Here is a 24729-nt window from a genome sequence, read left to right on the forward strand (position 1 = left end):
TGTAATCATGAATTTTAATAAGAAATATATAACTGCACTGAGCCTCTCTTTTCTTTTGGGCTTGGGAGCTTGTGATCAGGATTTTGAAGAAATCAACATTAATCCTAACAGTCCCGAGACGGTTTCTTCGGCTTTGCTTTTGCCTACGGTGATCCGAAATACGACCAATGAAATAGCTGGTCGCGCATGGGGATATGGAAATGTGGTTATGCAGCAATCTGCCAAAATCCAGTTTACCAACGAGGACCGCTACAACTGGGGTCCTCAGGGAAATCCTTACAGTACCTTTTTCAACTCTCTTAGAGATTTGAACAATGTGATTGAGATTTCTACAGAAGCGGGTCAAAGCAACTATGTGGGGATTGCAAAGGTGATCCGAGCAAACATGTTCTCCTTCATGACTGATGCATACGGTGACCTTCCTTATTCAGAGGCTACTCGCGCTAAGCAGGATATTAATTATCCCAAGTTTGATACTCAGGAAGAAATCTACAATGGTATTTTGACCGAATTAGAGGAGGCAAATAATCTTTTAGGCTCGACAAATGAAGTTGTCGAAGGTGATATCCTATTTGATGGGGATGTGATGAGATGGAAGAAATTTGCCAACTCCCTCAGGCTTCGAATTCTCATGCGTCTTTCTGATCGTCGCGATCCATCTGCTGCAATGCAATCTATTCTGAGTAATCCTTCTCAGTCTCCGATCTTTACTTCTAATGAAGATCAGGCAGCCTTACAGTACCTGTCTGATGTTCCAAATCAGCACCCACTTTATACTACCCGTTCGGGTTCTTTTGACGAATATCGACTTTCCGAAAAGATGGAGGGTGTTTTAAAGGATTATAATGATCCACGGCTTTTCGCTTACGCTCAACCCACCAATGATAGTGGTGCAGGCGTGATTGGTGAAATAGAAGACTATCAGGGTGTGCCTAATGGTCTTGCAGATGAAGAGGCTCTCCAGTATTCCCCTTCGGGTGATCCTGCAAAGGGAGGGTCTAATTTTATTTCTAGAATTGGGTTGCTTTGGTCTTGCTCGGCCTGTACTTCGCTGGCAAATCCACAAGGGTACCAAGCGATCTTAATGAGTTATGCAGAATTGCAATTCATCTTGGCTGAGGCGCGTGAGAGAAATTTTATCTCTACTGGATCTGCAGAGGAATACTACCGAAATGGTATTCAAGCCTCATTTGACTACTATCGAGATCGATACAATTTTGTCAATTTGCCTGAAATCGCTGAGAAACTGATGATTGATGAATCTTATTTTGCACAGGATGAGGTTGCCTATACTGGTTCTACTGAAGATAAGCTTCGCAAAATCGGAACTCAGAAATGGTTGGCTTTATTCTTCACAGGAATGGAAGGTTGGTATGATTGGAGAAGGACTAATTATCCAGAGATCTTGCCAGGTCCAGCAGCCTTCATCAATACCGTACCCGTTCGATACATGTATCCTTCTTCAGTACAGTCTCTTAATGGAGAAAAATATCAAGAAGTGATTTCCCGTCAGGGTCCTGATGAAATTACTACCCGGGTTTGGTGGGATGTTAATTGATAAGCCACTAACTTAAATCAATCAAGAGCTGCCAGTCTTTTTGCCTGGTAGCTAATTTTAAATTACAATACTATGAGAAAAATAGTCTTTTTGGTTTTGATTATGTCCTTACCGGGGATGGATCTCTTGGCTCAGAAAACCACTCAAACAGAAAACATAATCTTAATCACCTTTGATGGTCTGCGATGGCAGGAGCTCTTTAAGGGAGCAGATTCATTAATGGTAGATGATACGGGACTAATTGATACGCCGGGGTCTCTTTTGGCAGATTACTGGCATTCCGATCCAAAAAAGCGCCGAGAGATGCTGTTCCCATTCTTTTGGGGCACTATAGCCACTGAAGGTCAATTATATGGGAATAGGCATTTTGGTAATAAAGTGGATAACAGTAATAAAATGTGGTTTTCCTATCCTGGATACAATGAGGTTCTTTCTGGCTTTGCGGATGATGACCGCATCAATTCCAATTCGAAAATCAATAATCCAAATGTTACTTTCCTTGAGTATCTCAATCAAATGCCAGAATATAATGGTAAGGTAATGGCTTTCGGTTCCTGGGATGTCTTTCCGTATATAATTCATGAAGAGCGTAGCGGTGTACCTGTCAATGCTGGCTTTGATCTGGCTGAAGGAGATGATCTGACGGATGTAGAAAGAACAGTCAATCGGATACAGCAGGAGATCCGTGGACCTTGGGGTGGAGTTCGTTTAGATCCATTTACCCATCATTTTGCGATGGAAGGTTTGAAAAAGCACAGACCAAAAGTGATGTACATTGCCTATGGAGAGACGGATGATTGGGCACATGGAGGCAAGTATGATCAATATATTTGGTCGGCTCATCAAACTGACGCCTACATCAAGGAGATTTGGGATTGGGTTCAATCAGATCCTGAGTATAAAGACAAAACAACCTTAATCATTACTACAGATCATGGACGGGGAATTACCAAGACTTCTTGGAAAAGTCATGGAGCTTCCGTTCCAGAAGGTGGTGAAATTTGGATGATGGCAATAGGACCTGATACTCCAGCTTCAGGTGAAATGAAAATTGAAGGACAGTGGCACTCTGCTCAGGTTGCCAGGACAGTTTTCAAACTATTGGGTATGGAATATCCTGATCCTAAGGCAGGAGAAGTCATCAAGGATATGGTCCGATGAAAAGGAATGTATTTATACTTTTAGTAATGATTTCGTCAAGCTGTTTTGAAAAACCAACCTCCCCAACTTATGGGGAGGTGTTTTTTTCGGATGAATCTAAACTCATCTCTTTATTTGAGATGTCCTTTCCTCAAGAGGATACGCTGGCTTTAGATACGGGCTGGCAATACCTTGGTGCTGATTCGATTCCGGGTATGGAACAGCCTATTCCTGAATTTACTTCGGAAGGCGAAGCGGTTTCCTTGCCCCATAAATTGGTCCTTCCTAATCATTCCCTTTGGTATTCATGGAAAGGTAATTTAGATGGGGGAGTACTTTTTTTGGATGGAGACGATGGAGCTCAACTTTGGGTAAATGGAGAGCGAGTTCTGCGATCTGCTGAAGGGGAATTCTATAGGGTTGAGCAGGAAGGAGAGGTTCAGCTTATTGTCAGGGTGATAAATAATGCGGTTTCCGGAGGATTGAAAAAAGCCTTTTGGATGGCTGAATCAAGTTTTTTGAAATGGATGACTGATCGAAATGAGCTGCTGGATTCGTTATTGCTCAATCGAAAAATTGAGTTGCTTACAGATTCAGGACTCAAGGCTCAACTCTTAGAATTAGACCAGAAAGATCGGGTGGGGAAGTTGGCTGACTACCCCATCATGATGACTGAGCCGATTATTATTCTGGACTCCAATGGAGAGCCTTTCCTTCGTTGGCAAAGCGAAAAGGGAGGTGAATCAGTTATTGGTAGAGAATCTGGCGAGAAGTATTCTGTTTCTTCGAAAGATGGAATCTTTACTTTTCCTATAAAATTTGGTGAAGTGTATAAGATTTGGATTCAACAGGGTAAATCTCTTTTTGGACCTTTTCATTTTAATCAAGCTGAGCCTGCTGATCAAATCAGGCTTGCTATTTGGGGGGATTCTCAAGGAGGATGGAAGACTTTTAAGAAGATTTCTCATGAAATCGCTAGTCAAAATCCTGATTTTAGTCTAGGGCTTGGGGATTTGGTGAATAATGGTTCTCAACCTTTCGTTTACTCTCGATTTTTACAAGTGACCTCACAGATGAATGCTCCTCAGATCCTTATTCCAGGAAATCATGATTACGATGGTTTCTATGAAGATTTGATAGCCAAAGAGATGGAGAGGCATCTGTTTTTGCCCGGTCAAAAGCGGTTTGGTTTTCAGATACTTGGTTCTGTGGGTGTTTTGGCTTTGGACCCAAATGTCAATTTCCCAGTTTCAATTCCAAAAGGAACGGAACAGCAGATTTGGATGGATTCTATACTGACGTCGGAAACCTGGTCAAACCTACGGTGGAAAGTGATAGCAATCCATCAACCCCCTTATTCTCAGGGCTGGCCAGGATATCATGGAGAATTGAGCATTCGGGAGACATTAGAACCATATTTTCATAGGGGTTTGATTGATTTTGTCATAGCAGGCCATACGCATGATTACGAACGGCTCACTTTGAATTTTTCAGGAAATTCGGTTCACTTTCTAATCGTAGGTGGTGCTGGAGGAGGACTTGAACCAAAAGATAAAAGCTCAGACTATCCCAAAATGGACCGAGTGATTAAGGAACATCATTTTGGTATCTTGGATTTTGGGAAGGATAGTTTTAATCTCAGGGTATTCAATTTGGAAGGGGAAATAATCGATCAGTTTACTGAAGAGGAATAGAGAACTTCTCTTGCCAGGGAAATGTATTTTTCCAAATCTGGCAAAGGAATGTTCTCATCCTTTGCCTCTTCATCCCAGTTCCTCATCAGCAGGGAAATATCGAAAAGGGGGTCATTTTCAAAGGCAAGTGCTTCATCATTGTCCATCGGCCCACCTTGGAATTCCAACGTTTTTTTGCTGGCTTCTGAAAGTTTTTCGAGATATTCTGGGAAGCGAAAAGTGAGATATCTTTTAGCCTGGACATGATTTTCTACCAGTTGGAGGATTTTTTCGGGAAATCCCAAACTTCGAAGAAAGTCCGCACCAATTTGCTCGTGGCGCTTTACACCAAAGCCCCCCATGGATTCTGTGTTTTCCAGATGATTTAGTAAGTGGCCAATATCATGAAAGAAGGCTGCCAGAATGACCTCTGAGTCAAATCCTTCCCTTTCGGCAAGTTGTGCTGATTGACACATGTGCTCGATTTGGGAGACGGGTTCTCCTATGTAGTCTTCATGTCCGTGATTCTTGTAAAGTCCAAAAATCAAATCGAGCTTTTGTTCAATAGATAAGCTAGAATAATTCATCGTTTCATGTTTACAAATACTAAAATTATGAAAAATAACTTATCATTTTTTCTTGCTGGAAAACTTAACTTTTATTTTCTTTTAAGTTTAAGAATGAATAATATTCATCATAAAATATGGAGGCTTTTTTTAAAAAAAAATTGATTCTAATCCTTTAAAGTCCATTTTAACGAGTTTCTATCAAAGTATGGCTCAAGAATTATTCATAACAAAAAGATAATAACTATTACATGGAGTAAATGAATTTGATGTTTAATTTTGCTAAACAATAATTGAGTTGGTTTAGCTTTAAAAATGGGAGGGCTATCATTAGTCTCCCTTTTTTTTAGCCAAGTAAATGACAAATAATGGGAAAAATCAGACTAGCTGTCTTCGATATGGCAGGAACGACTATTCATGATGAAAATAATGTTGCTAAGGCTTTTCAGAAAGCATTGAATGAAGCTGGATATCCACAGGTAACCTTGAAAGAGGCCAATGAAAAAATGGGGTATTCGAAGCCTCAGGCTATCCGGGAACTCTTAGAAATCCACGAACCAAACTCAGATAAAATCACCGACGCCATCATAGAAAGAATTCACTCTGATTTTGTCAATGGAATGCTACATCATTATGCTACGGAACCTGGTATCAAGCCTGTAGATGATGCAGAGGAAGTATTCGAGGCACTACACGATATGGGTATCAAAGTGGCATTGGATACTGGTTTTAGTAGAGATATCACTGACATCATTTTAAAACGAGTTGGATGGGATCAAAGTGGTCATATCGATGCTACGGCGGCAAGTGATGAAGTACAAAAAGGGCGTCCCTATCCTTTTATGATTCAAAAGATTATGGACGAACTTGGTATAGAAGACTCCAAATCTGTGATTAAAATCGGCGATACAGAAGTAGATATCAATGAAGGTCATAATGCTGATTGTTTGATGAGTATTGGGGTGACAAATGGGGTCTATTCACGTGAAGAGTTAATTCCTCATCGGCCTACTCATCTTGTGAGTAATCTGAGAGAGCTCATTGAAATAGTGAAGCAATATGAATCCGCTTTAATGAGCTAACATGTATCGCGTTCCTTCACTTTTTAGGCGATTAGAACAAGCAGGTACTTTCAAGATGAGTCTTTTTGCCGCAATCATGGGTTTTTTGACATACAGCAGCATGTATGCTTTCAGAAAGCCTTTTGCAGCTGCTGTTTTTGAAGGAGAATTGCTATGGGGACTTGATCTAAAAATCTGGCTTATTCTTGCTCAGACATTAGGCTACATGGCGAGTAAGTTTTATGGGATCAAAGTCATTTCTGAGCTTAAGAAAGAAGGAAGAGCATGGTTGATAATAGGCTTGATTTCCATTTCCTGGATTGCTTTGCTTGGTTTTGCAGTAGTACCAGAGCCTTATTCAGTAGTCTTTTTTTTAATCAATGGTTTTCCTTTAGGGTTAATCTGGGGGATTGTTTTCCACTACATGGAAGGTAGGCAGTTTACTGAAATGATGGGTTCTATGCTGGCTGCGAGTTTTGTTTTTTCATCGGGATTTGTCAAGTCAGTCGGGGTCTATTTAATGCAAAACTGGCAAATCTCAGAGCATTGGATGCCTTTTGCCACAGGAGCTGTATTTTTTCCCTTATTGTTGCTCAGCGTATTTTTGCTTAATCATATACCTGAACCCACTGATCAAGATATCCAATTGCGAAGTCCTCGAGCTCCGATGAGTAGAAAAGATCGAAGAGATTTTTTTAAGGAATTTAGACCTGGGATTATTCTGTTGATAATCGTCTATATGATGCTTACCGGACTTCGCGATCTTCGGGATAATTTTGTTATTGAAATTTGGGATGGGCTGAATATTTCGGTCGAGCCTGAGCTTCTTACTCAAACCGAAATTCCCATTACTTTAGGTTTGTTGGTTTTAATGACTGGATTGGTATTGGTCAAAAACAACAAAAAGGCATTTTTCATCAATCATTGGATTATCCTGATTGGATTCGGGCTTTCTATATTTTCGACCTTAGGACTACAAGCTGGTTTCATTTCTCCATTCTTTTGGATGGTTATGGTAGGCGCAGGTGTTTATATGGCCTATATACCGTTTAATTGCCTTCTTTTTGATCGGCTGATAGCCACTTTTAAGCGAAGTGGAAATGTGGGGTTTCTAATGTACTTAGTTGATAGTTTTGGGTATCTAGGTTCAAGTCTAATCCTATTTTCCAAGCAGCTTGTGGGCTGGGATTCAATTCCTTGGCTTCAATTTTATATCACGGCCATTTTTGGCTTTTTGGGGCTTTCACTCGTTTTAATGGCTGCTTCGTTTATTTATTTTCAAAGAAAACTTCTGCGAGAAGAGCGGGCAAAGCCTCATTCCGTAACCCTTATCAATTCACTATGAGTACCAAAAAAGCGATCGTAATCGGAGCAGGTATTGTAGGTCTATCTATCACTCGAGCTCTCCATCAAAAAGGATATGAAGTTAAGGTTTTTGAGCGACACCCGAAGGCTCAAGGTGCTTCTGTTCGGAATTTCGGGATGGTTTGGCCAGTCGGGCAAGCGCAGGGTAAGACCTATGACAGGGCCATTCGCTCCCGAGAAATATGGCTTGAAATGAGTCAAAAAGCAGGTTTTTATGCAGAGCAGACTGGGGCTTTACACTTGGCCTACACAGATTTGGAGATGCAGGTAGTAGAGGAATATGTGAGGGAAATGAAAGGTCTCAAATCTGCCCATTCACTTTCTCCCTCAGAAGTGGCTATGAAAAGTCCAGCTGCAAAGCTCCAAGGTCTTAAAGGTGCTCTTTGGACGGAAGAAGAGGTAATAGTCGATCCAAGAGAGGCAATAGCAAAGCTAGGGGCCTATTTTGAGAATCAGCCAGGGATTGAGATTTTTTGGAATACGGCTATTTCTAAGGTAGAGGGAAATATTGTATTTAGTGGTTCAAAGCGCTGGGAGGCGGATAGGATATTCATTTGTTCAGGTGCAGATTTCGAAATATTGTATCCTGAAGTTTTTCAAGCTGCTGCTATTACAAAGTGTAAGCTTCAAATGGCTCGATTGGTGCAGCAACCCCAGAATTGGCGGATTGGTCCTGCTCTTTGTTCTGGACTTAGTTTTATTCATTATAAAGGCTTCGAAGTGTCTCCTAGTCTTCAAAAGCTGAAAGAAACCTATCAAGAGAAATTTCCAGAATTGCTTAAATGGGGTATTCACGTTATGGTTTCGCAGAATGGTCTAGGAGAATTGACTATAGGGGATAGTCACGAATATGGATTGGACCTTTCTCCATTTGACAGGCAAGATATCAATGAGTTGATTTTCGATTTTTTAAAAACCTTTGCTCAGTTTAAAGACTGGAGAATTGAATCCACGTGGCATGGAATCTATCCTAAGATGACCAATGGGGCAACTGAGTTTATACATGAGCTTTCAGAAGATATTTGTATCGTAAATGGTTTAGGTGGAGCTGGGATGACTTTGTCTTTCGGATTGGGAGAGGAAGTGGTAAACGGACTTTTGGGTAAATAGCCGATTTTTTTTCGGTGGTAAAAAGTTTTCCGTAGTTTACTTGAAATTTCCCTTTATTACCTAACTATGGAGCACGAAGTTATTGTCCAAATCAGTGAAAAGATCAAGCGAATTCGCAAAGAAAAAAATCTGACTTTACAGGATGTAGCTGATCGGGCAGGGGTCACCAAGGGGCTTATTTCACAAATCGAAAATGGGCGCACCATTCCATCTCTTTTGGTTTTAATTCAAATCATTAAAGCTATTGAAGTGGATTTGGATGAGTTTTTCAATGAGCTAAGCCTGAATGGAAGGGAAGCACCTATTGTAGTCCATAGAAGAGCTGAATACGAGCGATTTGAAAAGGAACCGGCCAGTGGGTATGAATACTTCAGGATTTTTACCAAAAAAGTAAAAGAAAGTACCATTGATATTGTGCTTCTGGAGATACAGCCTGGTTCGGAAAGAGACTTTGTTCAAACAGATGCTTTTGAATACAAATACATTATTTCCGGAGAAGTGGTTTATCATTTTCGCGATCAATCGATTAAACTCGAAGCGGGTGATTCTATGTTATTCGACGGGAGATTGGAGCATAATCCCGTGAATTTGGGAAATTCAACCTGTCAAATGCTAGTGGTATATTTCTTCGAATAATCATCAGAAATGGTATTGAATGTGATTCGCATTATTTGGTTGGTTGGCATATCCCTCGTAGCTCTAAGCTCTTCTTTTGCCCAAACCGGTTACAAGGATGAATTGGGTCGGGAGATCAGTCGTGAGTATTTTGAAAAGCAGATTCTAGAGCAGGCTTACTTTGGTATTCCAGATGGTGAAGGAGGTAAAATGCTCGTTCACCGCATGCCGGTTGGTCTATTGGATAATCCTGAAATATTTTTTCAGGAGACCGGAAATGAACAGGCCTTTCGGGAAGGTAAAATGCTCTTGGTGATTTTTTATCCAGGAAAGGATGGGTGTAATTCCTCTGGTCAGGGAAATAATGCCGACTCTTTCCAAAAGGAAAACAAAACGCTTTTGAAATGGGCTGAGAAGCATCTGGCAACTGAGCCAGTTTACCTTTATGCAAATCCAAGTGGCTTAGAAAAATATCAGGGTAAAATTTCCTACAAGCCGGATCCAGATAGCCTATTCCAAAAGCAGTTTTTCAAGTACCCATATCCTTGTGGGAGTTTTGTGGTGATTCATCCGAATGGTGCTTTTCGTGGGATTTTGGGAGGATATCCCTTGTCCCAGGTGGAAGTGGCTATGAAGAAATTGAGGAAGGGGGAATAGCTTTTAGCATTTTTTTCCTAGATTAATTCTATGGAATCTCAAAATAAATGGACGAGCTTTAGTAAGCGGATTCATATCCAAGCGACTATGGATCAAGTTTACAGGGCCTGGGCTTGCTCCTCTGGTATCGAAAGCTGGTTTTTGGAGCAAGCAACTTATTGGGATTCATCCAAACAAAAAAGGAAGGGCGAAGAACTGGTTCAACGCGGGGATTCTTTCAATTGGAAATGGCACAATTGGGACTTTGAGGAGAAGGGTGAAATTTTGGAGGCGAATGGAAAAGACAGAATTTCTTTTACCTTCGGAGCAGGTGGCAATGTCCATATTCATCTCAAGGAAAGTCAATGGGGAGTCGAGGTGGAATTGACTCAGGATCACATACCTACTGATGAGGAAAGTAAACTCAATATTTTTGTAGGCTGCTCTACAGGCTGGACTTTTTGGTTGACCAATTTAAAAGCATGGCTTGAATATGGAATCACTCTTCATATTAAAGGTTTACCACAATCGGAAACTCAAAACCTCGTAAATTCTTGAGTTAAATCCCCCGAATCACCTCTGCTGCTAAACTTATGTTTTCCACCGTATGGAATCGCTCGTGGACGATTTCATGGTCCACTTGTTCATGAATCCAGGTCACATGAAAGGGAATATGAATAGCGTAAGCCCCTAATTCCAGAACAGGCAGGATATCTGATTTCAGGCTGTTTCCAAGCATTAAAAAGTCCTCTGGAGCGACATCCAAATGCCCAATCAATTTGGCGAAATCTTCCACCCGTTTTTCGCTCATGATCTCGATGTGGTGGAAATGTTTTTCCAAGCCAGACTTTTGGAGCTTTCGCTCCTGATCGACCAAATCGCCTTTGGTGGCTAGTACGATTCGATAGTCACCATTTAGAGAAGTGAGTACCTCTTCTACTCCTGGTAGGAGTTCCACGGGCTTTTGAAGCATTTCTTGGCCTATGGAAAGGATTTTTTCTACCAATGAAACGGGGACTTTTTGGTCTGAAACACGCATGGCTGTTTCGATCATCGAAAGCATGAAGCCTTTGATTCCATAGCCATAAAGAGCCAAATTTTGAATTTCTGTTCGATACAGCTCTTTCAGAATGGCATGTGCCGGCATAAAGTCTTCCAGAAGCGAACAGAATTTCTCCTCAGCTTCCCGAAAAAAGGGTTCATTTACCCAAAGTGTATCATCCGCGTCGAAGGCAATTACTTTGATCGGCATTTCATTTCAAATTATTGATCCAGTCTAAAAGAACTTCCCGCCAGTTTGCTACTGCGCCTCTTCCCATACCAAAAGCAAATCCATGACCGCCCTTTGGATAGATATGCAAGGAGGCTTCTACACCAGCAGCGTGGAGCGCTTGGTAGTAGAGGGTGCTGTTTTCTAAAGGGACTGCTTGATCATCCTGTGCGTGGATTAAAAAGGTAGGCGGGGTGTTTTCGTCAACATTCAACTCATTTGAAAAACGCGTGACAAGATCAGGATCAGGATTTTTTCCCAAAAGGTTCCTTTTGGATCCGCCATGAGTAAATCGATCATTGAAAGTGATGACCGGGTATACCAATATGGAAAAGTCAGGTCTGGCGGATAATTGATCGATTTCATCCATTTCTCTGTCGATTGAATGATCAAATTGAGTGCTTAATGTGGAGGCCAAGTGACCTCCCGCCGAGAAACCCATGATCCCGATTTGATTCGGATCTATGTTCCATTCTTCAGCCTGGTGTCTAACTAGTCTCAAAGCCCGCTGTGCGTCTAGCAGCGGTACTTCTTTGGGATTGGTCAAGGACTTAGAGATGGGAAGTCTATACTTGACGACTATTCCGGCAATTCCCTGAGAGTTGAGCCATTTGGCGAAATCTGTACCTTCCCAATCATAAGCAAGAATCCCATAGCCTCCTCCAGGAAAGATCAAAACAGCTTTCCCAGTGGCAATTTGTTTATTGGGAAGATATACTTCAATGGTTGGAATTTGAACATTGGAAATCCTAAGAATCCCTTCCTGAATCGCCTCTTCTTTGAGATCCATTTCTTTTTGTAGAGGAGGAGTGTTCTCCCACAAGGGGATGATATGGTTTTGTGCCAAAGAAATATTACCAAAAACCAGGAGTGTTAGGAGTATTCCAATTCGTTTCATAGGAAGATTATTTATTTATCTACTGCTCTAAAATCAAAAACTTTTTTCATCAAAGCCCATCGCCAGTTGGGAGGTGTTCCGGGAAGGTTGCTTTGGTATTGTCCGACAAAAGCTTCCCATTCCTGCACCTTTGGATTGGCATTATCCAGCGCTGCTTTTTTTTCGAAAGTGAATTCATCATCGGTCTTCATGATCATGGTCAGACGATTTTTCCATCGATAAATGGACATCTCTAGGATTCCTGCTTGTCGAATGCTTTCTAAAATAGGTTCAACTACAGCTTGATGGCATGCATCGTATGCTTCAATTGCCTCAGGCTCATCCTTCAGGTCGCAGATCAAAACGAATGTTTGCATGGTTTAAGTTTTGGAAATAGAGTTCACACGGACTGCAAAAAACCAAACCATTAAAAAGCACATAAATGGAAGAATGAATGAAAAATTGACTTCGGATACACCCAGAATCTTGATGTCAGAATAGCCACTACCACCCAAGTCCAAAATCATACCTTGCAAAGTCGGCATGATCGCACCTCCTACGATGGCCATGACCAGAAATGCTGCTGCGAATTTGGAGTCCTCTCCCAAACCTTCCAGAGCAATGCCATAGATAGTAGGAAACATCAAAGACATGGCAAAACTGATGGCGACCAGGCTATAAAGCCCGAGCATGTCAGGAAGGAAAATCGCTCCGAGTGTAAATAGCATAGCCATCAGGGCGAAAACGCTCAGTAGCTTTGAACTTGAAATGTACCTGAGCAATACTGTGCATACCCAGCGACCCAAAAGAAAGACGATCAAAGCTGCATATCCGAAATTGACGGCAGAGGCATTATCTATTCCCAAGGCCTCTGCATATTGATAGATGTAGGTCCAGACCATGATTTGTGCACCGACGTAGAACATTTGGGCTAGGGTGCCTTCTACGAAATTCCGTTTTGAAAAAAGTCTTCTCATGGTAGGCCAAAAGTCAATTCTACCCTTATTATCCTTGTTTTCTGGCATTTTCACCAAGGCAATCAGAATCAAAATCCCCAAAACCACCAAGCCCAGCATGACATAAGGGTTGCGAATGACCATCAGATCATTGGTTCGGATCACAGCCTTTGCTGACTCTTCGAGGGTACTGTAAATGATCATTCCATCCGCATCCGTTTCATTAGATTGAAGGGAGTTGAGTATGAATTGCTTTGCTACGAAAAGCCCTGCTAAAGCTCCCATGGGGTTGAAAGCTTGGGCTAGGTTTAGTCGTTGGGTTGCAGTTTGCTCCGGACCCATGGAAAGGATATAGGGATTGGCCGTAGTCTCTAAAAAAGCCAGCCCAAAAGTCAGGATATAGAGAGAGGCCAAAAAGAAGCCATAACTTTCCCAGGAAGCTGCGGGATAAAACAGTAGCGCTCCAAAGGCATACAAGCCGAGACCCAAAAGGACTCCGGTCTTATAGGAATATTTTTTGATGAAAAAGGCTGCAGGAAGAGCCATGGTGAAGTAGCCCCCATAAAAAGCCAATTGCACCCAAGAAGCTTGGACATTATTGAGCTCCAATACTCGTTTGAAAGCTGCAACCATCGGGTTTGTGATATCATTGGCAAATCCCCACAATGCAAAAAGCGAGGTGATGAGCACAAAAGGGAGAAGTAGGCTTTTGGGTACTATGGGTGGTTTTTCGCTCATAAGGCTCGGTCAAGATGTGTGTATCCGCCATCTACATAGATATGCTGACCAGTCGTATGAGCGGACTTTTCTGAGATTAGAAAGAGAACAGTCGAAGCAATCTCCTCAGGAGTTGTCATACGCTTTCCCAATGGAATTCGATTGCTGATTTCCTGGAGCTTACTATCTGGATCGGGGAAAGAGCTAAGCCATTTTTCGTACAAAGGCGTCATCACTTCGGCAGGAATGACGGCGTTGACTCGGATTTGATAGGGTAGGAGCTCGACGGCCCATTCCCGGGTGAGAGCAAGTTGCGCTCCTTTTGCAGCCACATATCCAGAAGTCCCACCCTGGCCAGTAATGGCAGTTTTTGAGGAAATGTTGACGATGCTACCTTTGGACTTTTTTAGAAAAGGAACTGAAAAATGAACCAGATCATAGTAATGCTGAAGGTTTTTTGAAACTGACTTGGCAAAGGCCTCCGGGCTTCCATTTTCAAGGCCCACGCCGTCATTGGCTCCAGCATTATTTACGATTCCATGTATGCTCCCAAATTTTTCGATGGTCAATTCGACGGCCTTTTTTGCATCTTCGGGTTGCTCCAGTCGAATTGGAATGTGGAGTCCTTTTCCATTCGCAAGCATAAGAATTTCTTCCCCTTCAGATGAAGGGTCAATTATGACAGGAATTCCTCCTTCTTCGATTAGACCTTTTGAGATGGCGGCTCCGATTCCTTTGGCTCCGCCTGAAATGAGAATGACTTTATCTTTGAGCAGCAGATCCATCTTATTTTTCAAGTTTGTAAAACTTCGCAGCTGTTTTGCCCATTATCCATGATTTTTCTTCAGGAGAAAGGCTGTCGGTGAAACTTTCCACAGCTTGGAGGATTTTCTCATAGCTTCCAGCTAACTGAGATACTGGCCAATCACTACCAAACATCAGGCGCTTTGGCCCGAATAATTCCAAAGCAATCTCGATGTAAGGCATAAGCGTTTCTTCTGACCAATTATTCCAATCTGCCTCAGTGGCAAGACCCGAAACCTTTGCATATACAAACTCCCGCTCGGCTATCGGTTGAAGGTTTTTCTTCCACTCTTTCCATTCCCCGTCTTTGATAAGAGGCTTAGCCAAATGATCTATTACCAAAGCATGCTCCTCACATTTTGTCACCAATTCTAAAACAGCTGACAAATGCCAAGGATATACCAAGATGTCGTAAGTGTATCCCTTCAATTTTAGGGATTTGAGTCCACGGAGGAAATTTTCCCGAAGCATGTATTGTGGAGGCTTGGCTTGAAGAATTTCACGAAAGCCCTTCAACTTCTTGTTGCCATGATATTGCTCAAGGACTTGGCTGAGTCTGCTCGAGCCAATATCTGTCCAGCCTACTACACCTTTGATCCAGTTGTTTTGATCGGCTAGATCGAGCAGGTAATCGGTCTCTCTAAGACTTTCCTCGGCTTGCACGGCGACACAGCCATCAAACCCAAACTCCTCCAAGTATGGCTGCAGATCTCCGGGCTTAAAATCCCTTCGAATGCTTTTCATACTATCGTCTATCCAATCTTGTCGGGCAGGATCATATTCCCAAAAGTGCTGATGAGCGTCGATTCTCATGCCTCCGGGTCATTCATGGCGACTTGTCGGGAGTTTCCAAGACCACCTATGCCCAATTCCACTACATCTCCATGCTCCAAGTATCTGGGATTAGGTTTTAGCCCCATACCAACACCTGCTGGAGTACCTGTGGAAATCACATCCCCAGGAAGTAGGGTCATGTATTGACTTAGGTGAGCGATGATTGTCGGAATGTCAAAAATAAAATCAGAGGTATTGCTGTCCTGTACGATTTTTCCATTCAGCTTAAGCCAAAGTCTCAACTTGTGAGGATCTGAAATTTCATCCTTTGTAACCATGTAGGGTCCAAGAGGTGCAAAATGGTCTGCGCTTTTTCCTTTGACCCACTGCCCTCCATGCCTAAGCTGAAAATCACGCTCGCTTACATCATTGTGCGTGGCATAGCCCGCTACATAATCCATGGCATTTTCGATCGAGACATACTTGGCTCTTTTCCCTATAATGACCGCTAATTCTACTTCCCAGTCAGTCTGGGTTGAGTTTTTTGGGATGAAAATGGGATCATAGGGGCCACAAAGGGAAGAGGTGGCTTTCATAAAAATGATGGGTACTTCGGGTACCGGCATTCCGGCTTCTTCGGCATGCATTCGATAGTTGAGACCTATGCAAATGATTTTGGATGGCCGAGCGATAGGTGAGCCAAGTCTTGCGTTTTTCGGGATTTCGGAAAGTTTATTTTGGTTTTCACGGAGCCAAAGCCGAAGCCGGTGCAAACCTTCATTTTCAAAAAAACTTTCATTCCAATCTTCTCCAAAGGAAGAGCAATCTAAATTTTTGCCGTCTGCTGTCTGTATTCCGGGTTTTTCTTGGCCGATTGGTCCAAATCGAAGCAATTTCATATTACTGAGTATTTTTGATTTTGGTTAAGCCAAGTTACATTTTTAGATTCAAGAAGCCACCGTCAATATTATAATTGGCACCAGTCACAAAGCCACCGGCGTCAGAGCTGATAAAGTAGGCTAATTCGGCGATTTCTTCAGGGCTGGCCATTCTCCCAATGGGTTGGGTAGCGGCAAGCTTATCAAACATTTCTTTTTCCTGGCCAGGGTAGTTTTTTTCTAAAAAGTCATCCACAAAAGGAGTGTGCACTCTTCCAGGAGATATACAGTTGCAACGGATTCCTTTATCCACATAATCTCTCGCTATGCTCAGGGTCATGGAAAGTGCTGCACCTTTTGTCATGCTGTAGGCAAAGCGGTCTGGTATCCCAATGGTTGCGGCTACGGAGCATAGATTTAGAATAGATCCACCACCATCTTCGAGCAGCTTTGGAAGGGCTGCTTTGGTACAGACAAACATCCCTTTTACGTTGATTTGAAATAATCTTTCAAAGTCTTCCATGGATGTATTCTCCACCTTACCAATATGGGAAACTCCCGCATTGTTGATCAAAACGTCTAGCTTTCCAATGTGGCGCTTGACATGGTGACTGACGGCATCAAAATCCGTCACATCTGCATGCCAAAAATTAACCTGATGACCACGTTCCATTTCCTCATGCATCACGCGTTCGCCTTCGGGGATATTATTATCGATGAAATAGACGATGCTTCCCGATTCAGCAAATTTACGAACCATAGCTAAGCCAATTCCGCTTGCTCCTCCGGTGATGAGGATATGTTTGTCTTTCATTATTATGGGTTTTAGGTCTTTTGATTTGCGACTTAACGAGAGTTATCAATTTTCTGATTTATCAGATAGAATTGATTCGGATTTTTTGCTGATATCTCGGATGATTTGGTCTAGTTCTTCCGCGGAGTTTTTGATATAATTGATCAATTCTAGATTTTCTTCGGAGGTCTCACTGTCTTTGAGGTCCAGTAGATTAATCAGTCCCATAAGTCTAGAAAGAGGGGCTCTGACCACATGGGATTGAATCCAGGCGATCTCCCTGAAAGTTTTATTCTGTTCCTCTATCGTAGCGATATGCCTGATTTGATCTGTGATATCGTTCACCACTACAATCTTCGCTTCGACGTCATTGTATTCTATTGGAGCGGATTCAATTTGAACATCGATTTTTTGGCCAGACTTGGTATAGTGTATTTCCCTATTGAAATAAATCTCATGTTTTAGGGGGTGATTGACGGTTTGATCCACATTGGTTCTCGGAATATTTTTGCAGATGATATCTAAAAGTTTCATTTGTAAAAACTCTGCCTCTGAGAATCCATATTTTTTGACAGCGGCATCATTTACATCCAGGAATTGAAGTGTTTTTTGTTCAAAAACCCACATGGGGGAGGGGTTCAGATGAAAGAGTTCACTGTACCTTCTCTGGGAATCTTGCAATTCTTCGATATACCGGTTTCGCTCAATAGCGTATATGAGGCTTTTGTAAAGAAAAGCAGAGTTCAGCTCGTCTTTTAAGAGGTAATCAGAAATTCCTAGCGCCAAGGAACGAATGCTAAATTCCAGATCCGAAAAACCAGTCAATGCGATGATCGGAACTCCCTCGGATAGTTGTAAAACATCTTTGATAAGATCTACACCAGCATGATCAGGAAGAGAAAGGTCTAGGAAGATTAGGTCAAAATTCTTTTTGGTAATAAGTTCTTGTTTTGCAGAAGCAAATGAATCTGCATGTACTACTTCTGCATCTAAGATATACTCAGAAAGGTATTCTTCGATAAGCACAAAATCCCCCAAATTGTCTTCGACGACTAAAAAACCATAATGTTTGGTGTCCTTTCGCATCTTAGTGGGAAGTTGGAAGTTTGACTACATTAAACCAAAATTCTTCGATTTTTGAAGTTACTCTAAGAAAATCATTTACATCTACTGGTTTGGTGATGTAGCAATTTGCATAGTTGCTGTAGGCATCTTGTATATCATTTTCCGAACTGGAGGTCGTAAAAACTATAATTGGGATTTTTTTAAGTTCTGGATCGCTTTTTATTTCCGTCAATACCTCATGACCATTCATCTTGGGAAGATTGATATCTAAAAGCATTAAGTCCGGGAGCTGATTTGGTTGGGATACTTTCAGTTCCCTTAAGTAAGAGATGGCTGCTTCACCGTCTTTTTTTATAGTGACCTCATTGGGTAATTGTGAATCCATAAGAGCTTCCATTGTGAGAACAATATCCCCTTCGTTATCCTCTACCAGTAAGATTTTTGCCATCCTCTTGCTCATAACTTTGATTTACTATTACTGAATCAGATTCCGGTAATGGGCTTAAGCTTTTTATACTAATTTTTATTGCTCTATGAGATTTAGGTCTTTTCAATCGTGAAAATGAACTTTGTTCCAACTCCAATTTCGGATTCTACCCATATCTCCCCACCATGTTGGTTTACAATTTTTTTACAAATCGCTAATCCCATACCGCTTCCCTCATACTTTTCCTTGGAATGAAGTCGAATCATAACTTCAAAGATTTTGTCTTGTTCTTTTTCCTCTATGCCTATCCCATTGTCTTCAACTATAAATTGCCAAAAATTTTCCAATTCAACACATTTTATCGAAATAATTGGCGTGCTATTTTCTTTGGCAAATTTTAAGGAATTGGTAATCAGATTATGGAATAGCTGTTGGATAGGCACCCTTATCGCTTGGATAATTGGCAAGTTTTCAGCTTTTATGTGAGCTCCTTTCGCTTCAATACTCTGCTTGTTGATATCAATAATCGATTCAATGGTTTTATTTGTATCAACTGATTCTTTGTTTTTCGAATCGAACCCAATTCGTGAATACTCCAAAAGATCTTCAATAAGCAGGCTTAATCGCTTTGCGCCTCCTACAGCAAAATCAATGTATTGATTCCCTTTTTCATCCAGTTTCTCTGCATATTTTTTTTGTAGAAGCGATAGGAATGAACTGATCATTCGGAGTGGTTCACGCATATCATGTGATGCTACAGAAGCAAAGGCTTTCAATTCCGAATTAGTGGATTGAAGCTGTTTATTTAATCTCTCTAATGCCTCCTCTTTGGCTTTTTTCTCTGAAATATCGATCTGTGTACCAAACATCCACAAGGGGCTTCCATCATCTGCCTTACTCATCACTCTACCTCTCCCTAAGACCCATACCCAATGACCCTCTTTATGCCTTAGTCTTATCTCAGTTTGGTAGAAAGAAGCTTTGCCTGAAAAGTGATCTTCAAGATCTTTCTGAGCTACCGGAAGGTCTTCAGGGTGTAAAAGGCTTTCCCAAGTTTTGATACTGATTGGTTCAAGTTCATGTAGTTTATAGCCTAGAATCCGGGCCCACTCCTCATTAAAAATTGTTTCTCCGGTTTGTACATTCCACTCCCATATTCCAGCTTCTGTTCCCTCGATCACTCTGATGAGTCTTTCTTTCTCGCTGGCAAGGGCAAGCTCCGCTATTTTTCGTTCGGTGATCTCTTGAATTGCCCCGATCATTCTTATAGCCTTTCCCTCTTGGTCACGAAGAATATATCCACTATCAACGATGTAATGGTAATTCCCTGCCTTATCTTTTACTCTGAATTCAGCTTTCCAATAGTTTGAATCACTTTCTAAAGTGTCTTTAAGATTTTTTTGAATGTATGGCCGGTCCTCGGGATGAATTAGGTTACTCCAAAAATTGACATCCTTTTTTTGCTCCTCAGGATTAAAGCCAAAATGTTGCTCAAAATTTTTACTTCTAAGTACATTGCTAGATGCAAAGTCCCAATCCCAAATCACATCAGAAGTGGCCCTAGTGGCATATTCATAGCGTTCGGTAGCGGCTAACAATTCGCGCGATTGTTCTTCTATCTTTTTGGATAAAAGTGCTGGTTGTCGCACAAAACTATAGGCCAAGAATCCAAGTAACCCTGCGGAAATTATTCGTAGTAAAACCACGGGTATTTGGTTCAGGACACTAATTCCCTCCCTTTGTGCCACTGTAACCTCCCAATTGGCACTTGGGAGTATTTTTGATTTTGATATTCCAGTTACAGATGGAGAATGTGCCAAGGATTGAAAGAAAACAGAATCGGCACTTCTATTATCAGGGTTGATTTTCTTTATCTGAACAAATGCGTTTGGAATATTTAAAGATTGGAAAGTGGAATCAAACAGGGTGTTTAAATAAATAATTGCAGTAGCAAAGCCCTGAAACCTATCGCTTTCATTAGAAAAAATGGGAAGTCTTCCGACTATTCCCAACCCACCTTGCTTGAGATTGATAGGCCCCGCGAAGTACACGCTCCTTCTTTCTATTGCTTCAATTGCTTCAATTCTTTGTTTTTCATCCTTAAGAATATCATAACCAATGACCACTTCATTTCCCTTGAGGGGATAGGTTGCGACGATTTTACCACTATCCAAAACCTGTACTACACTGACTGATGGATGACTTTCTAAAATCGCTTCGCCTGTAGGTTCAAAATTATTTTCGATTTCATAGTATTTACTGAAATGTGCCAGGGATTTGATAGCTCCAGTGGCATCAGTCAGTGAGGCTTCAATTTGGTTACTTAGTCTGTTTAATTCTGTGCTCATTTGTTGTTCGGTATTTGCAACTCTGAGCTGATACTCCGTATAAGTGATGTAGCTTGAGATCATCAAAAAAAGTATACAGATTAATACCCCAACCGTCTTTGGGTGGTTATAAACCATCTGCAATATTTTTTCCTGAGGATATTTACTCATTTTGAGGTTTTTGAAGAGTGAAATGGAATGTAGAACCTTCTCCAAGGGTGGATTCTACCCATATTTTTCCTCCATGGATTTCGGTTATTTTTTTACAAATCGATAAGCCAATTCCAGAACCGGGGTAATGTTCTCTACCATGAAGTCGCTGGAAAATAATGAAAATTTTATCAAGGTATTTTGGATCGATTCCTATTCCATTGTCTTTAAGCTTAAAGTGCCAGTAGTTTTCTTCCTCTTCAGCAGAGATATCGATGATAGGCTTTACTCCGTCTCTTTTGTACTTTATCGAATTCGATATCAAATTATTGAATAATTGGATCAGGCCGCTTTCTTGAGCAAAAACTGACGGCATGCTATTTATCTTAATTTTTGCGCCCGATTCACTTATGAGTTTTTTATTCAAAAGCAGCACTTCTTTTATGATTTGAGGCATTTGGATCCACATTTTGGATTCTGTAGCTTCCTTGAGTCTGGAGAAATCCAGCAAATCCAATATAATGCTTCGCATGCGTTTGGCTCCATCTACAGCAAAGGAGATGTATTGTTTGCCTTTTTCATCAAGAATGTCATCATACTTCTTTTCAATCAAACCTAGGAAGCTGGAAATCATTCTTAACGGCTCCTGCAAATCATGAGAAGCGACATAGGCGAACTGCTCCAGTTCCCTATTAGAATTCTCGAGTTCACTATTTGAAATCATCAATTGTTGATTGAGTGCTTTCAGGGATTCCTCATATCGCTTTCTATGGCTGATATCTTGGATAGCTCCTACCATTCTCACAGCTTTACCTTTCGAATCTCGGATAATAGTACCCAGGTCTACTACATAAAAGGTTTTAATTTGATTGATAATTCGATATTCAGATTCAAAAATTGTTTTTTCTGGGTCCTGCAGTACCTTATTCAGGTTTTCTTTTACCCTTAAAACATCTTCCGGATGAATTGATTCTAGCCATCTTTTATGATCGTGTTGAAGACCTGCCACATCCTGGCCTAACAACTTATTGAAGCCTATTCCCCAGTAATGTTCCCCAGTTTGTATATTCCAATCCCAAATAGCATCATGTGAAGTATTGGAGATAATAGTAAATCGCTCGTTGAATTCAGCAATTTCCTCTTCGGCCTTTTTGCGGTCGGTAATGTTCCTGACAAATATGGAAAGCCCAACAGCTCTAGGATAAACGGAGATTTCCAACCATGATTTTGTGAAGGGGTCCTCGATTTCTAATTCTTGCTGAGACTTGCTTGACATCGCATACTTTAACAGCTTTGCAAAGTTAGGGTGAATGGCTTCCTCAAAGACTTCCCATATAGTTTTATTTAAGACAACTTCTCTTTTCAGTCCAGTAAGCTGCTCAGCCTGATAGTTCCAATAGGTAAAGCGATATTTGTCATCTAATGAGTAAAAGGCCTCTCCGATACTTTCAAGAATATTGCTATTGTTTTCTAAGGCCTCAGCAAGCTGGTTCATCGTTTCTTGCTTTTCAATAGCTACTATTAGGTTATTAATGATGGATTGTATGAAATTCTTTTCTTCATCAGTCCACTCTCGCTCTTCGAAACAGCACTCAAAGCCAACATGTCCAAAATATCCACCATTTACATAAAGCGACCCATTAAGCATAGATAGGATTTTTTGATCTTCCATGATTTGTCTGGTGTGGCCGCTAGCGTCGCTCAATAAAACTGTAAATGGTTTTTTGACTGAAGCATCTTGGATGAGTAAGGGATGCTCATCGATGGGAATAGTATGATATTTTGGATTTTGGATTTCTTCTTTGACTTTTCCATTGGTCCATTCATAATCAAACCTTACATAATCCCGTCCATTTTTATCTTCAATTTTTCGAAATAAGTAAGCTCTATCTGCATGAATAGTTTCTCCCATGATTCTCAGCACATCATCCATGATGGTCTCCCAATTGTCTGCAGAAAGAAAGATTTGGGCACATTCAGCCGATTTTTGGATAAAGAGCGTTTTTTGGGCAATGGAGGCTTCGCGTTCCTTTTCCTTGGTGATGTCTTGAAGAGCCCCTACAATTCGGATAGGCTTGCCAGACTTGTCCCGCTGTATAGAAGTTTGTTCTTTTACAAATGCATAAGTTCCATCAGCTTTCTTAAAACGATAAGAGCCTTTCCATTTTTTTGCATTTGGGTCTTTTCGCGCTCTCTGTATGTCTTCAAGAATTTGAGGTAAATCATCAGGATGTACGCAACTCTCCCAAAAGCCCTCCGGTACGTATTGCATTTCTTCAGGATAGCCAAAGAGGTGGTGGTATCCTTTTCCCCAAAAGATTTTTTTTCCTAAAATATTCCAGTCAAAAATAGCATCTGTGATCGCCTCCGTAGCTAAATGAAAACGTTCATTGCTTTTTTTCAATGTCTGCTCAGCCCAATACCTGTCTGTCTCATCCCATACGGTCGATATCATTAAATCTTGATCCAAAATTGCAATGTTTTTCGCTGACACTACTCTTTGTTTCCCATCCTGAGTGGTGATGAATACGTCCTGCCACTGCATTCTGCTAGGATCCCCTGACTGCATATCCGACATGATTTGCTGAGAAATCTTCGCCCGGTATTCGGGATCGGGATATGCTGATTTGAAAAAAGATTCTACGTCCTTGATAGTTGATTTTGGCCAGCCGTAAATTTCCGAGAAGGCATTGTTCATAAAAGTGGCTTTGCCGCTGCTGATTTCGTTCACAGCTACTCCTATGGATATATTTTCGAGGGCAGATTCAATGAAGTGATTCCTTGATTTTAGCTCGTTTTCTATCAGTTTTTCTTCTGTGATGTCCTGAGCAGTTCCTCTAAGAACTCGGTGACCGGAGTCTGGATTGATATAAGGACTTGCTCTTTCCCTGACATATTTTACTCGGCCATCTTCCATTATTATTCTATGGACGCAATCCATGCTGCCAGATTCTGAAAGTGTCTGTTCCAGGGCTTCCAAAAACTCGTCTCTATCATCGGGATGGATGGAGTTTTTGAAAAAATTGAAGTCCGGCTCGAAATCGGTTGATAGTTCCCAAATCCGATATATTTCGTCAGACCAAAAGAGTTTTTCGCTCTTTACCTCAAGCTCCCAATACCCAAGCTTTGCGATTTTTTGGGCTCTGTTGAGCCTTTCAAGAAGTCCCTTAGTTTCTTTCTCCAGTTCAATTTTTTCGTTGATATTCCGAGCACTTATAAAAAGAGCCTGGTATTCTGGATCTGTAGTGATGATAGACCACTCTAGATTGACAAGACCTCCATTTTTATGGATGTATCGATTTTTGAAGTTTGAAACAATTTCTCCCGCTCTTACTTTTTGGGCCGCTTGCATGGTCTCGGGGAGGTCTTCGGGAAAGACCAGATCTTTGAGGTATTTGCCAATCAACTCATCTGGATGATATCCTAAATTTTGATAAGATGATTCGGATATATTTTGAATGATTCCATCCCAATTTATTTCAATCAATAGGTCTTTGGAGTTTTTAAAGAAGCTTTGTAGCTCTCTTTTTTTTCGCTCTGCTTTTTTCTGAAGGAGTTTTTCAGTACTAATGTCCTTTACTATTCCGTAGACCTTTATAGGAAGTCCCTTCTCATTTTTTTCTATATGACTTTCGGAAACTATGTGTCTGATTTCTCCATCTGGCCTTATAATTCGTTTCTCAATTTTAAAGCTTTGCCCTGCTTCAATAGCGTTCTGATAGGCTTTCTTTGACTTTTCCCGATCTTCCGGATGAATACATGAGAGTCTTAGACTTTCACTAGGAGGGTCTTTTGCAGGATCAAGTCCAAAAATCTCAAAAAACTGATCCGACCAATAGTAATCTCCTGTGAGCAGATTCTTCTCCCAAAAACCCATATTGGCTGATTTCTCAAGCTTCCTTATCAAACCGATAAGAGATGATTCAGATATATTTTTATTCTCTTTTTCAGCCATTGTTTAGAAGTT

General features: G+C 41.2%; 22 protein-coding genes. 9 read left to right on the plus strand and 13 right to left on the minus strand.

All coding sequences use genetic code 11. From position 1 onward, the window contains the following. Window positions 1-7: 7 nt before the first annotated feature. The 3 genes from G457_RS0100270 (at window position 8) to G457_RS0100280 (ending at window position 4392) form a co-directional block, all read left to right on the plus strand. The gene (locus tag G457_RS0100270) at window positions 8-1558 is read left to right on the plus strand and encodes a SusD/RagB family nutrient-binding outer membrane lipoprotein (RefSeq protein ID WP_026944684.1); all 1551 of its coding nucleotides are present in this window, start codon (window positions 8-10) and stop codon (window positions 1556-1558) included. Between the two features lie 72 nt (window positions 1559-1630). Continuing rightward, the gene (locus tag G457_RS0100275) at window positions 1631-2719 is read left to right on the plus strand and encodes a sulfatase-like hydrolase/transferase (protein ID WP_026944685.1); all 1089 of its coding nucleotides are present in this window, start codon (window positions 1631-1633) and stop codon (window positions 2717-2719) included. Between the two features lie 26 nt (window positions 2720-2745). Beyond that, complete coding sequence (locus tag G457_RS0100280; protein ID WP_026944686.1) at window positions 2746-4392, plus strand: metallophosphoesterase family protein; 1647 nt, start codon at window positions 2746-2748, stop codon at window positions 4390-4392. Here G457_RS0100280 and G457_RS0100285 read toward each other — a convergent pair. After that, window positions 4371-4958, minus strand: coding sequence for a phosphonate degradation HD-domain oxygenase (locus tag G457_RS0100285; RefSeq protein WP_026944687.1), 588 nt, complete (start codon window positions 4956-4958; stop codon window positions 4371-4373). The two genes, G457_RS0100280 and G457_RS0100285, sit on opposite strands and share 22 nt — an antisense overlap. Before the next feature lie 347 nt (window positions 4959-5305). On the opposite strand from G457_RS0100285, the gene G457_RS0100295 reads away from it, so the two are divergent. From G457_RS0100295 to G457_RS20800, 6 genes are all read left to right on the plus strand, one after another. Next, window positions 5306-6019 carry an HAD hydrolase-like protein gene (locus G457_RS0100295; protein ID WP_026944688.1) on the plus strand — a complete coding sequence of 238 codons (714 nt, stop codon included), beginning with the start codon at window positions 5306-5308 and terminating at the stop codon, window positions 6017-6019. A gap of 55 nt (window positions 6020-6074) precedes the next feature. Then, entirely contained in the window at window positions 6075-7343 is a 1269-nt protein-coding gene (locus G457_RS20795) for a DUF5690 family protein (RefSeq protein ID WP_248602800.1), read from the plus strand. After that, a complete protein-coding gene (locus G457_RS0100305) occupies window positions 7340-8473 on the plus strand; it encodes a TIGR03364 family FAD-dependent oxidoreductase (protein ID WP_026944689.1) in 1134 nt (377 codons plus the stop codon). The genes G457_RS20795 and G457_RS0100305 overlap by 4 nt, the downstream gene beginning before the upstream one ends. A gap of 66 nt (window positions 8474-8539) precedes the next feature. After that, the gene (locus G457_RS0100310; RefSeq protein WP_026944690.1) at window positions 8540-9109 is read left to right on the plus strand and encodes a helix-turn-helix transcriptional regulator; all 570 of its coding nucleotides are present in this window, start codon (window positions 8540-8542) and stop codon (window positions 9107-9109) included. Window positions 9110-9118: 9 nt separating this feature from the next. Next, entirely contained in the window at window positions 9119-9745 is a 627-nt protein-coding gene (locus tag G457_RS0100315) for a hypothetical protein (protein WP_026944691.1), read from the plus strand. Between the two features lie 30 nt (window positions 9746-9775). Next, a complete protein-coding gene (locus G457_RS20800; RefSeq protein WP_051260651.1) occupies window positions 9776-10282 on the plus strand; it encodes an SRPBCC family protein in 507 nt (168 codons plus the stop codon). A 1-nt stretch (window position 10283) separates the two neighbouring features. Here G457_RS20800 and G457_RS0100325 read toward each other — a convergent pair whose 3' ends face one another. The 12 genes from G457_RS0100325 to G457_RS22110 form a co-directional block, all read right to left on the minus strand. After that, the gene (locus tag G457_RS0100325; protein WP_026944692.1) at window positions 10284-10976 is read right to left on the minus strand and encodes an HAD family hydrolase; all 693 of its coding nucleotides are present in this window, start codon (window positions 10974-10976) and stop codon (window positions 10284-10286) included. A gap of 1 nt (window position 10977) precedes the next feature. Then, window positions 10978-11892: an alpha/beta hydrolase gene (locus G457_RS0100330; protein ID WP_026944693.1), complete on the minus strand. Its 915-nt coding sequence runs from the start codon at window positions 11890-11892 to the stop codon at window positions 10978-10980. 11 nt (window positions 11893-11903) lie between these two features. Further along, window positions 11904-12248: an L-rhamnose mutarotase gene (locus tag G457_RS0100335; RefSeq protein WP_026944694.1), complete on the minus strand. Its 345-nt coding sequence runs from the start codon at window positions 12246-12248 to the stop codon at window positions 11904-11906. 3 nt (window positions 12249-12251) lie between these two features. After that, window positions 12252-13565: an L-fucose:H+ symporter permease gene (gene fucP, locus G457_RS0100340; protein WP_026944695.1), complete on the minus strand. Its 1314-nt coding sequence runs from the start codon at window positions 13563-13565 to the stop codon at window positions 12252-12254. Beyond that, on the minus strand, window positions 13562-14329 hold the full coding sequence (locus G457_RS0100345) for an L-fucose dehydrogenase (protein WP_026944696.1): 768 nt from the start codon (window positions 14327-14329) through the stop codon (window positions 13562-13564). Before G457_RS0100345 ends, fucP begins: the two co-directional genes overlap by 4 nt. A 1-nt stretch (window position 14330) precedes the next feature. Beyond that, window positions 14331-15161 carry an amidohydrolase family protein gene (locus tag G457_RS0100350; RefSeq protein WP_026944697.1) on the minus strand — a complete coding sequence of 277 codons (831 nt, stop codon included), beginning with the start codon at window positions 15159-15161 and terminating at the stop codon, window positions 14331-14333. After that, on the minus strand, window positions 15158-16021 hold the full coding sequence (locus tag G457_RS0100355; protein ID WP_026944698.1) for a fumarylacetoacetate hydrolase family protein: 864 nt from the start codon (window positions 16019-16021) through the stop codon (window positions 15158-15160). Before G457_RS0100355 ends, G457_RS0100350 begins: the two co-directional genes overlap by 4 nt. Before the next feature lie 34 nt (window positions 16022-16055). Beyond that, window positions 16056-16814 (minus strand): SDR family NAD(P)-dependent oxidoreductase, encoded by a 759-nt coding sequence (locus tag G457_RS0100360; protein WP_026944699.1) that lies wholly within the window; start codon window positions 16812-16814, stop codon window positions 16056-16058. Window positions 16815-16859: 45 nt separating this feature from the next. Beyond that, window positions 16860-17879 carry a response regulator gene (locus G457_RS0100365; protein WP_026944700.1) on the minus strand — a complete coding sequence of 340 codons (1020 nt, stop codon included), beginning with the start codon at window positions 17877-17879 and terminating at the stop codon, window positions 16860-16862. A gap of 1 nt (window position 17880) precedes the next feature. Beyond that, window positions 17881-18306 carry a response regulator gene (locus G457_RS0100370; RefSeq protein ID WP_248602801.1) on the minus strand — a complete coding sequence of 142 codons (426 nt, stop codon included), beginning with the start codon at window positions 18304-18306 and terminating at the stop codon, window positions 17881-17883. Between the two features lie 92 nt (window positions 18307-18398). Continuing rightward, a complete protein-coding gene (locus tag G457_RS0100375; protein ID WP_026944702.1) occupies window positions 18399-20783 on the minus strand; it encodes a PAS domain-containing protein in 2385 nt (794 codons plus the stop codon). Next, window positions 20776-24717 carry a PAS domain-containing protein gene (locus G457_RS22110; protein WP_026944703.1) on the minus strand — a complete coding sequence of 1314 codons (3942 nt, stop codon included), beginning with the start codon at window positions 24715-24717 and terminating at the stop codon, window positions 20776-20778. Before G457_RS22110 ends, G457_RS0100375 begins: the two co-directional genes overlap by 8 nt. Between the last annotated feature and the right edge of the window lie 12 nt (window positions 24718-24729).

It is taken from the genome of Algoriphagus marincola DSM 16067 (assembly GCF_000429405.1).
In the GTDB taxonomy this organism is placed as follows: Bacteria; Bacteroidota; Bacteroidia; order Cytophagales; family Cyclobacteriaceae; genus Algoriphagus; species Algoriphagus marincola.

Bases quoted from the DNA above. Each gene is read 5' to 3' on its own strand.
- G457_RS0100275 (WP_026944685.1), top strand. From the start codon at position 1,631: ATGAGAAAAATAGTCTTTTTGGTTTTGATTATGTCCTTACCGGGGATG.
- G457_RS0100360 (WP_026944699.1), bottom strand. From the start codon at position 16,814: ATGAAAGACAAACATATCCTCATCACCGGAGGAGCAAGCGGAATTGGC.
- G457_RS0100285 (WP_026944687.1), bottom strand. From the start codon at position 4,958: ATGAATTATTCTAGCTTATCTATTGAACAAAAGCTCGATTTGATTTTT.
- G457_RS20795 (WP_248602800.1), top strand. From the start codon at position 6,075: ATGAGTCTTTTTGCCGCAATCATGGGTTTTTTGACATACAGCAGCATG.
- G457_RS0100335 (WP_026944694.1), bottom strand. From the start codon at position 12,248: ATGCAAACATTCGTTTTGATCTGCGACCTGAAGGATGAGCCTGAGGCA.
- G457_RS0100375 (WP_026944702.1), bottom strand. From the start codon at position 20,783: ATGAGTAAATATCCTCAGGAAAAAATATTGCAGATGGTTTATAACCAC.
- G457_RS0100325 (WP_026944692.1), bottom strand. From the start codon at position 10,976: ATGCCGATCAAAGTAATTGCCTTCGACGCGGATGATACACTTTGGGTA.
- G457_RS0100270 (WP_026944684.1), top strand. From the start codon at position 8: ATGAATTTTAATAAGAAATATATAACTGCACTGAGCCTCTCTTTTCTT.
- G457_RS0100280 (WP_026944686.1), top strand. From the start codon at position 2,746: ATGATTTCGTCAAGCTGTTTTGAAAAACCAACCTCCCCAACTTATGGG.
- G457_RS22110 (WP_026944703.1), bottom strand. From the start codon at position 24,717: ATGGCTGAAAAAGAGAATAAAAATATATCTGAATCATCTCTTATCGGT.
- G457_RS0100295 (WP_026944688.1), top strand. From the start codon at position 5,306: ATGGGAAAAATCAGACTAGCTGTCTTCGATATGGCAGGAACGACTATT.
- G457_RS0100305 (WP_026944689.1), top strand. From the start codon at position 7,340: ATGAGTACCAAAAAAGCGATCGTAATCGGAGCAGGTATTGTAGGTCTA.
- G457_RS0100365 (WP_026944700.1), bottom strand. From the start codon at position 17,879: ATGCGAAAGGACACCAAACATTATGGTTTTTTAGTCGTCGAAGACAAT.
- G457_RS0100350 (WP_026944697.1), bottom strand. From the start codon at position 15,161: ATGAGAATCGACGCTCATCAGCACTTTTGGGAATATGATCCTGCCCGA.
- G457_RS0100370 (WP_248602801.1), bottom strand. From the start codon at position 18,306: ATGGCAAAAATCTTACTGGTAGAGGATAACGAAGGGGATATTGTTCTC.
- fucP (WP_026944695.1), bottom strand. From the start codon at position 13,565: ATGAGCGAAAAACCACCCATAGTACCCAAAAGCCTACTTCTCCCTTTT.
- G457_RS0100330 (WP_026944693.1), bottom strand. From the start codon at position 11,892: ATGAAACGAATTGGAATACTCCTAACACTCCTGGTTTTTGGTAATATT.
- G457_RS0100310 (WP_026944690.1), top strand. From the start codon at position 8,540: ATGGAGCACGAAGTTATTGTCCAAATCAGTGAAAAGATCAAGCGAATT.
- G457_RS0100345 (WP_026944696.1), bottom strand. From the start codon at position 14,329: ATGGATCTGCTGCTCAAAGATAAAGTCATTCTCATTTCAGGCGGAGCC.
- G457_RS0100355 (WP_026944698.1), bottom strand. From the start codon at position 16,021: ATGAAATTGCTTCGATTTGGACCAATCGGCCAAGAAAAACCCGGAATA.
- G457_RS0100315 (WP_026944691.1), top strand. From the start codon at position 9,119: ATGGTATTGAATGTGATTCGCATTATTTGGTTGGTTGGCATATCCCTC.
- G457_RS20800 (WP_051260651.1), top strand. From the start codon at position 9,776: ATGGAATCTCAAAATAAATGGACGAGCTTTAGTAAGCGGATTCATATC.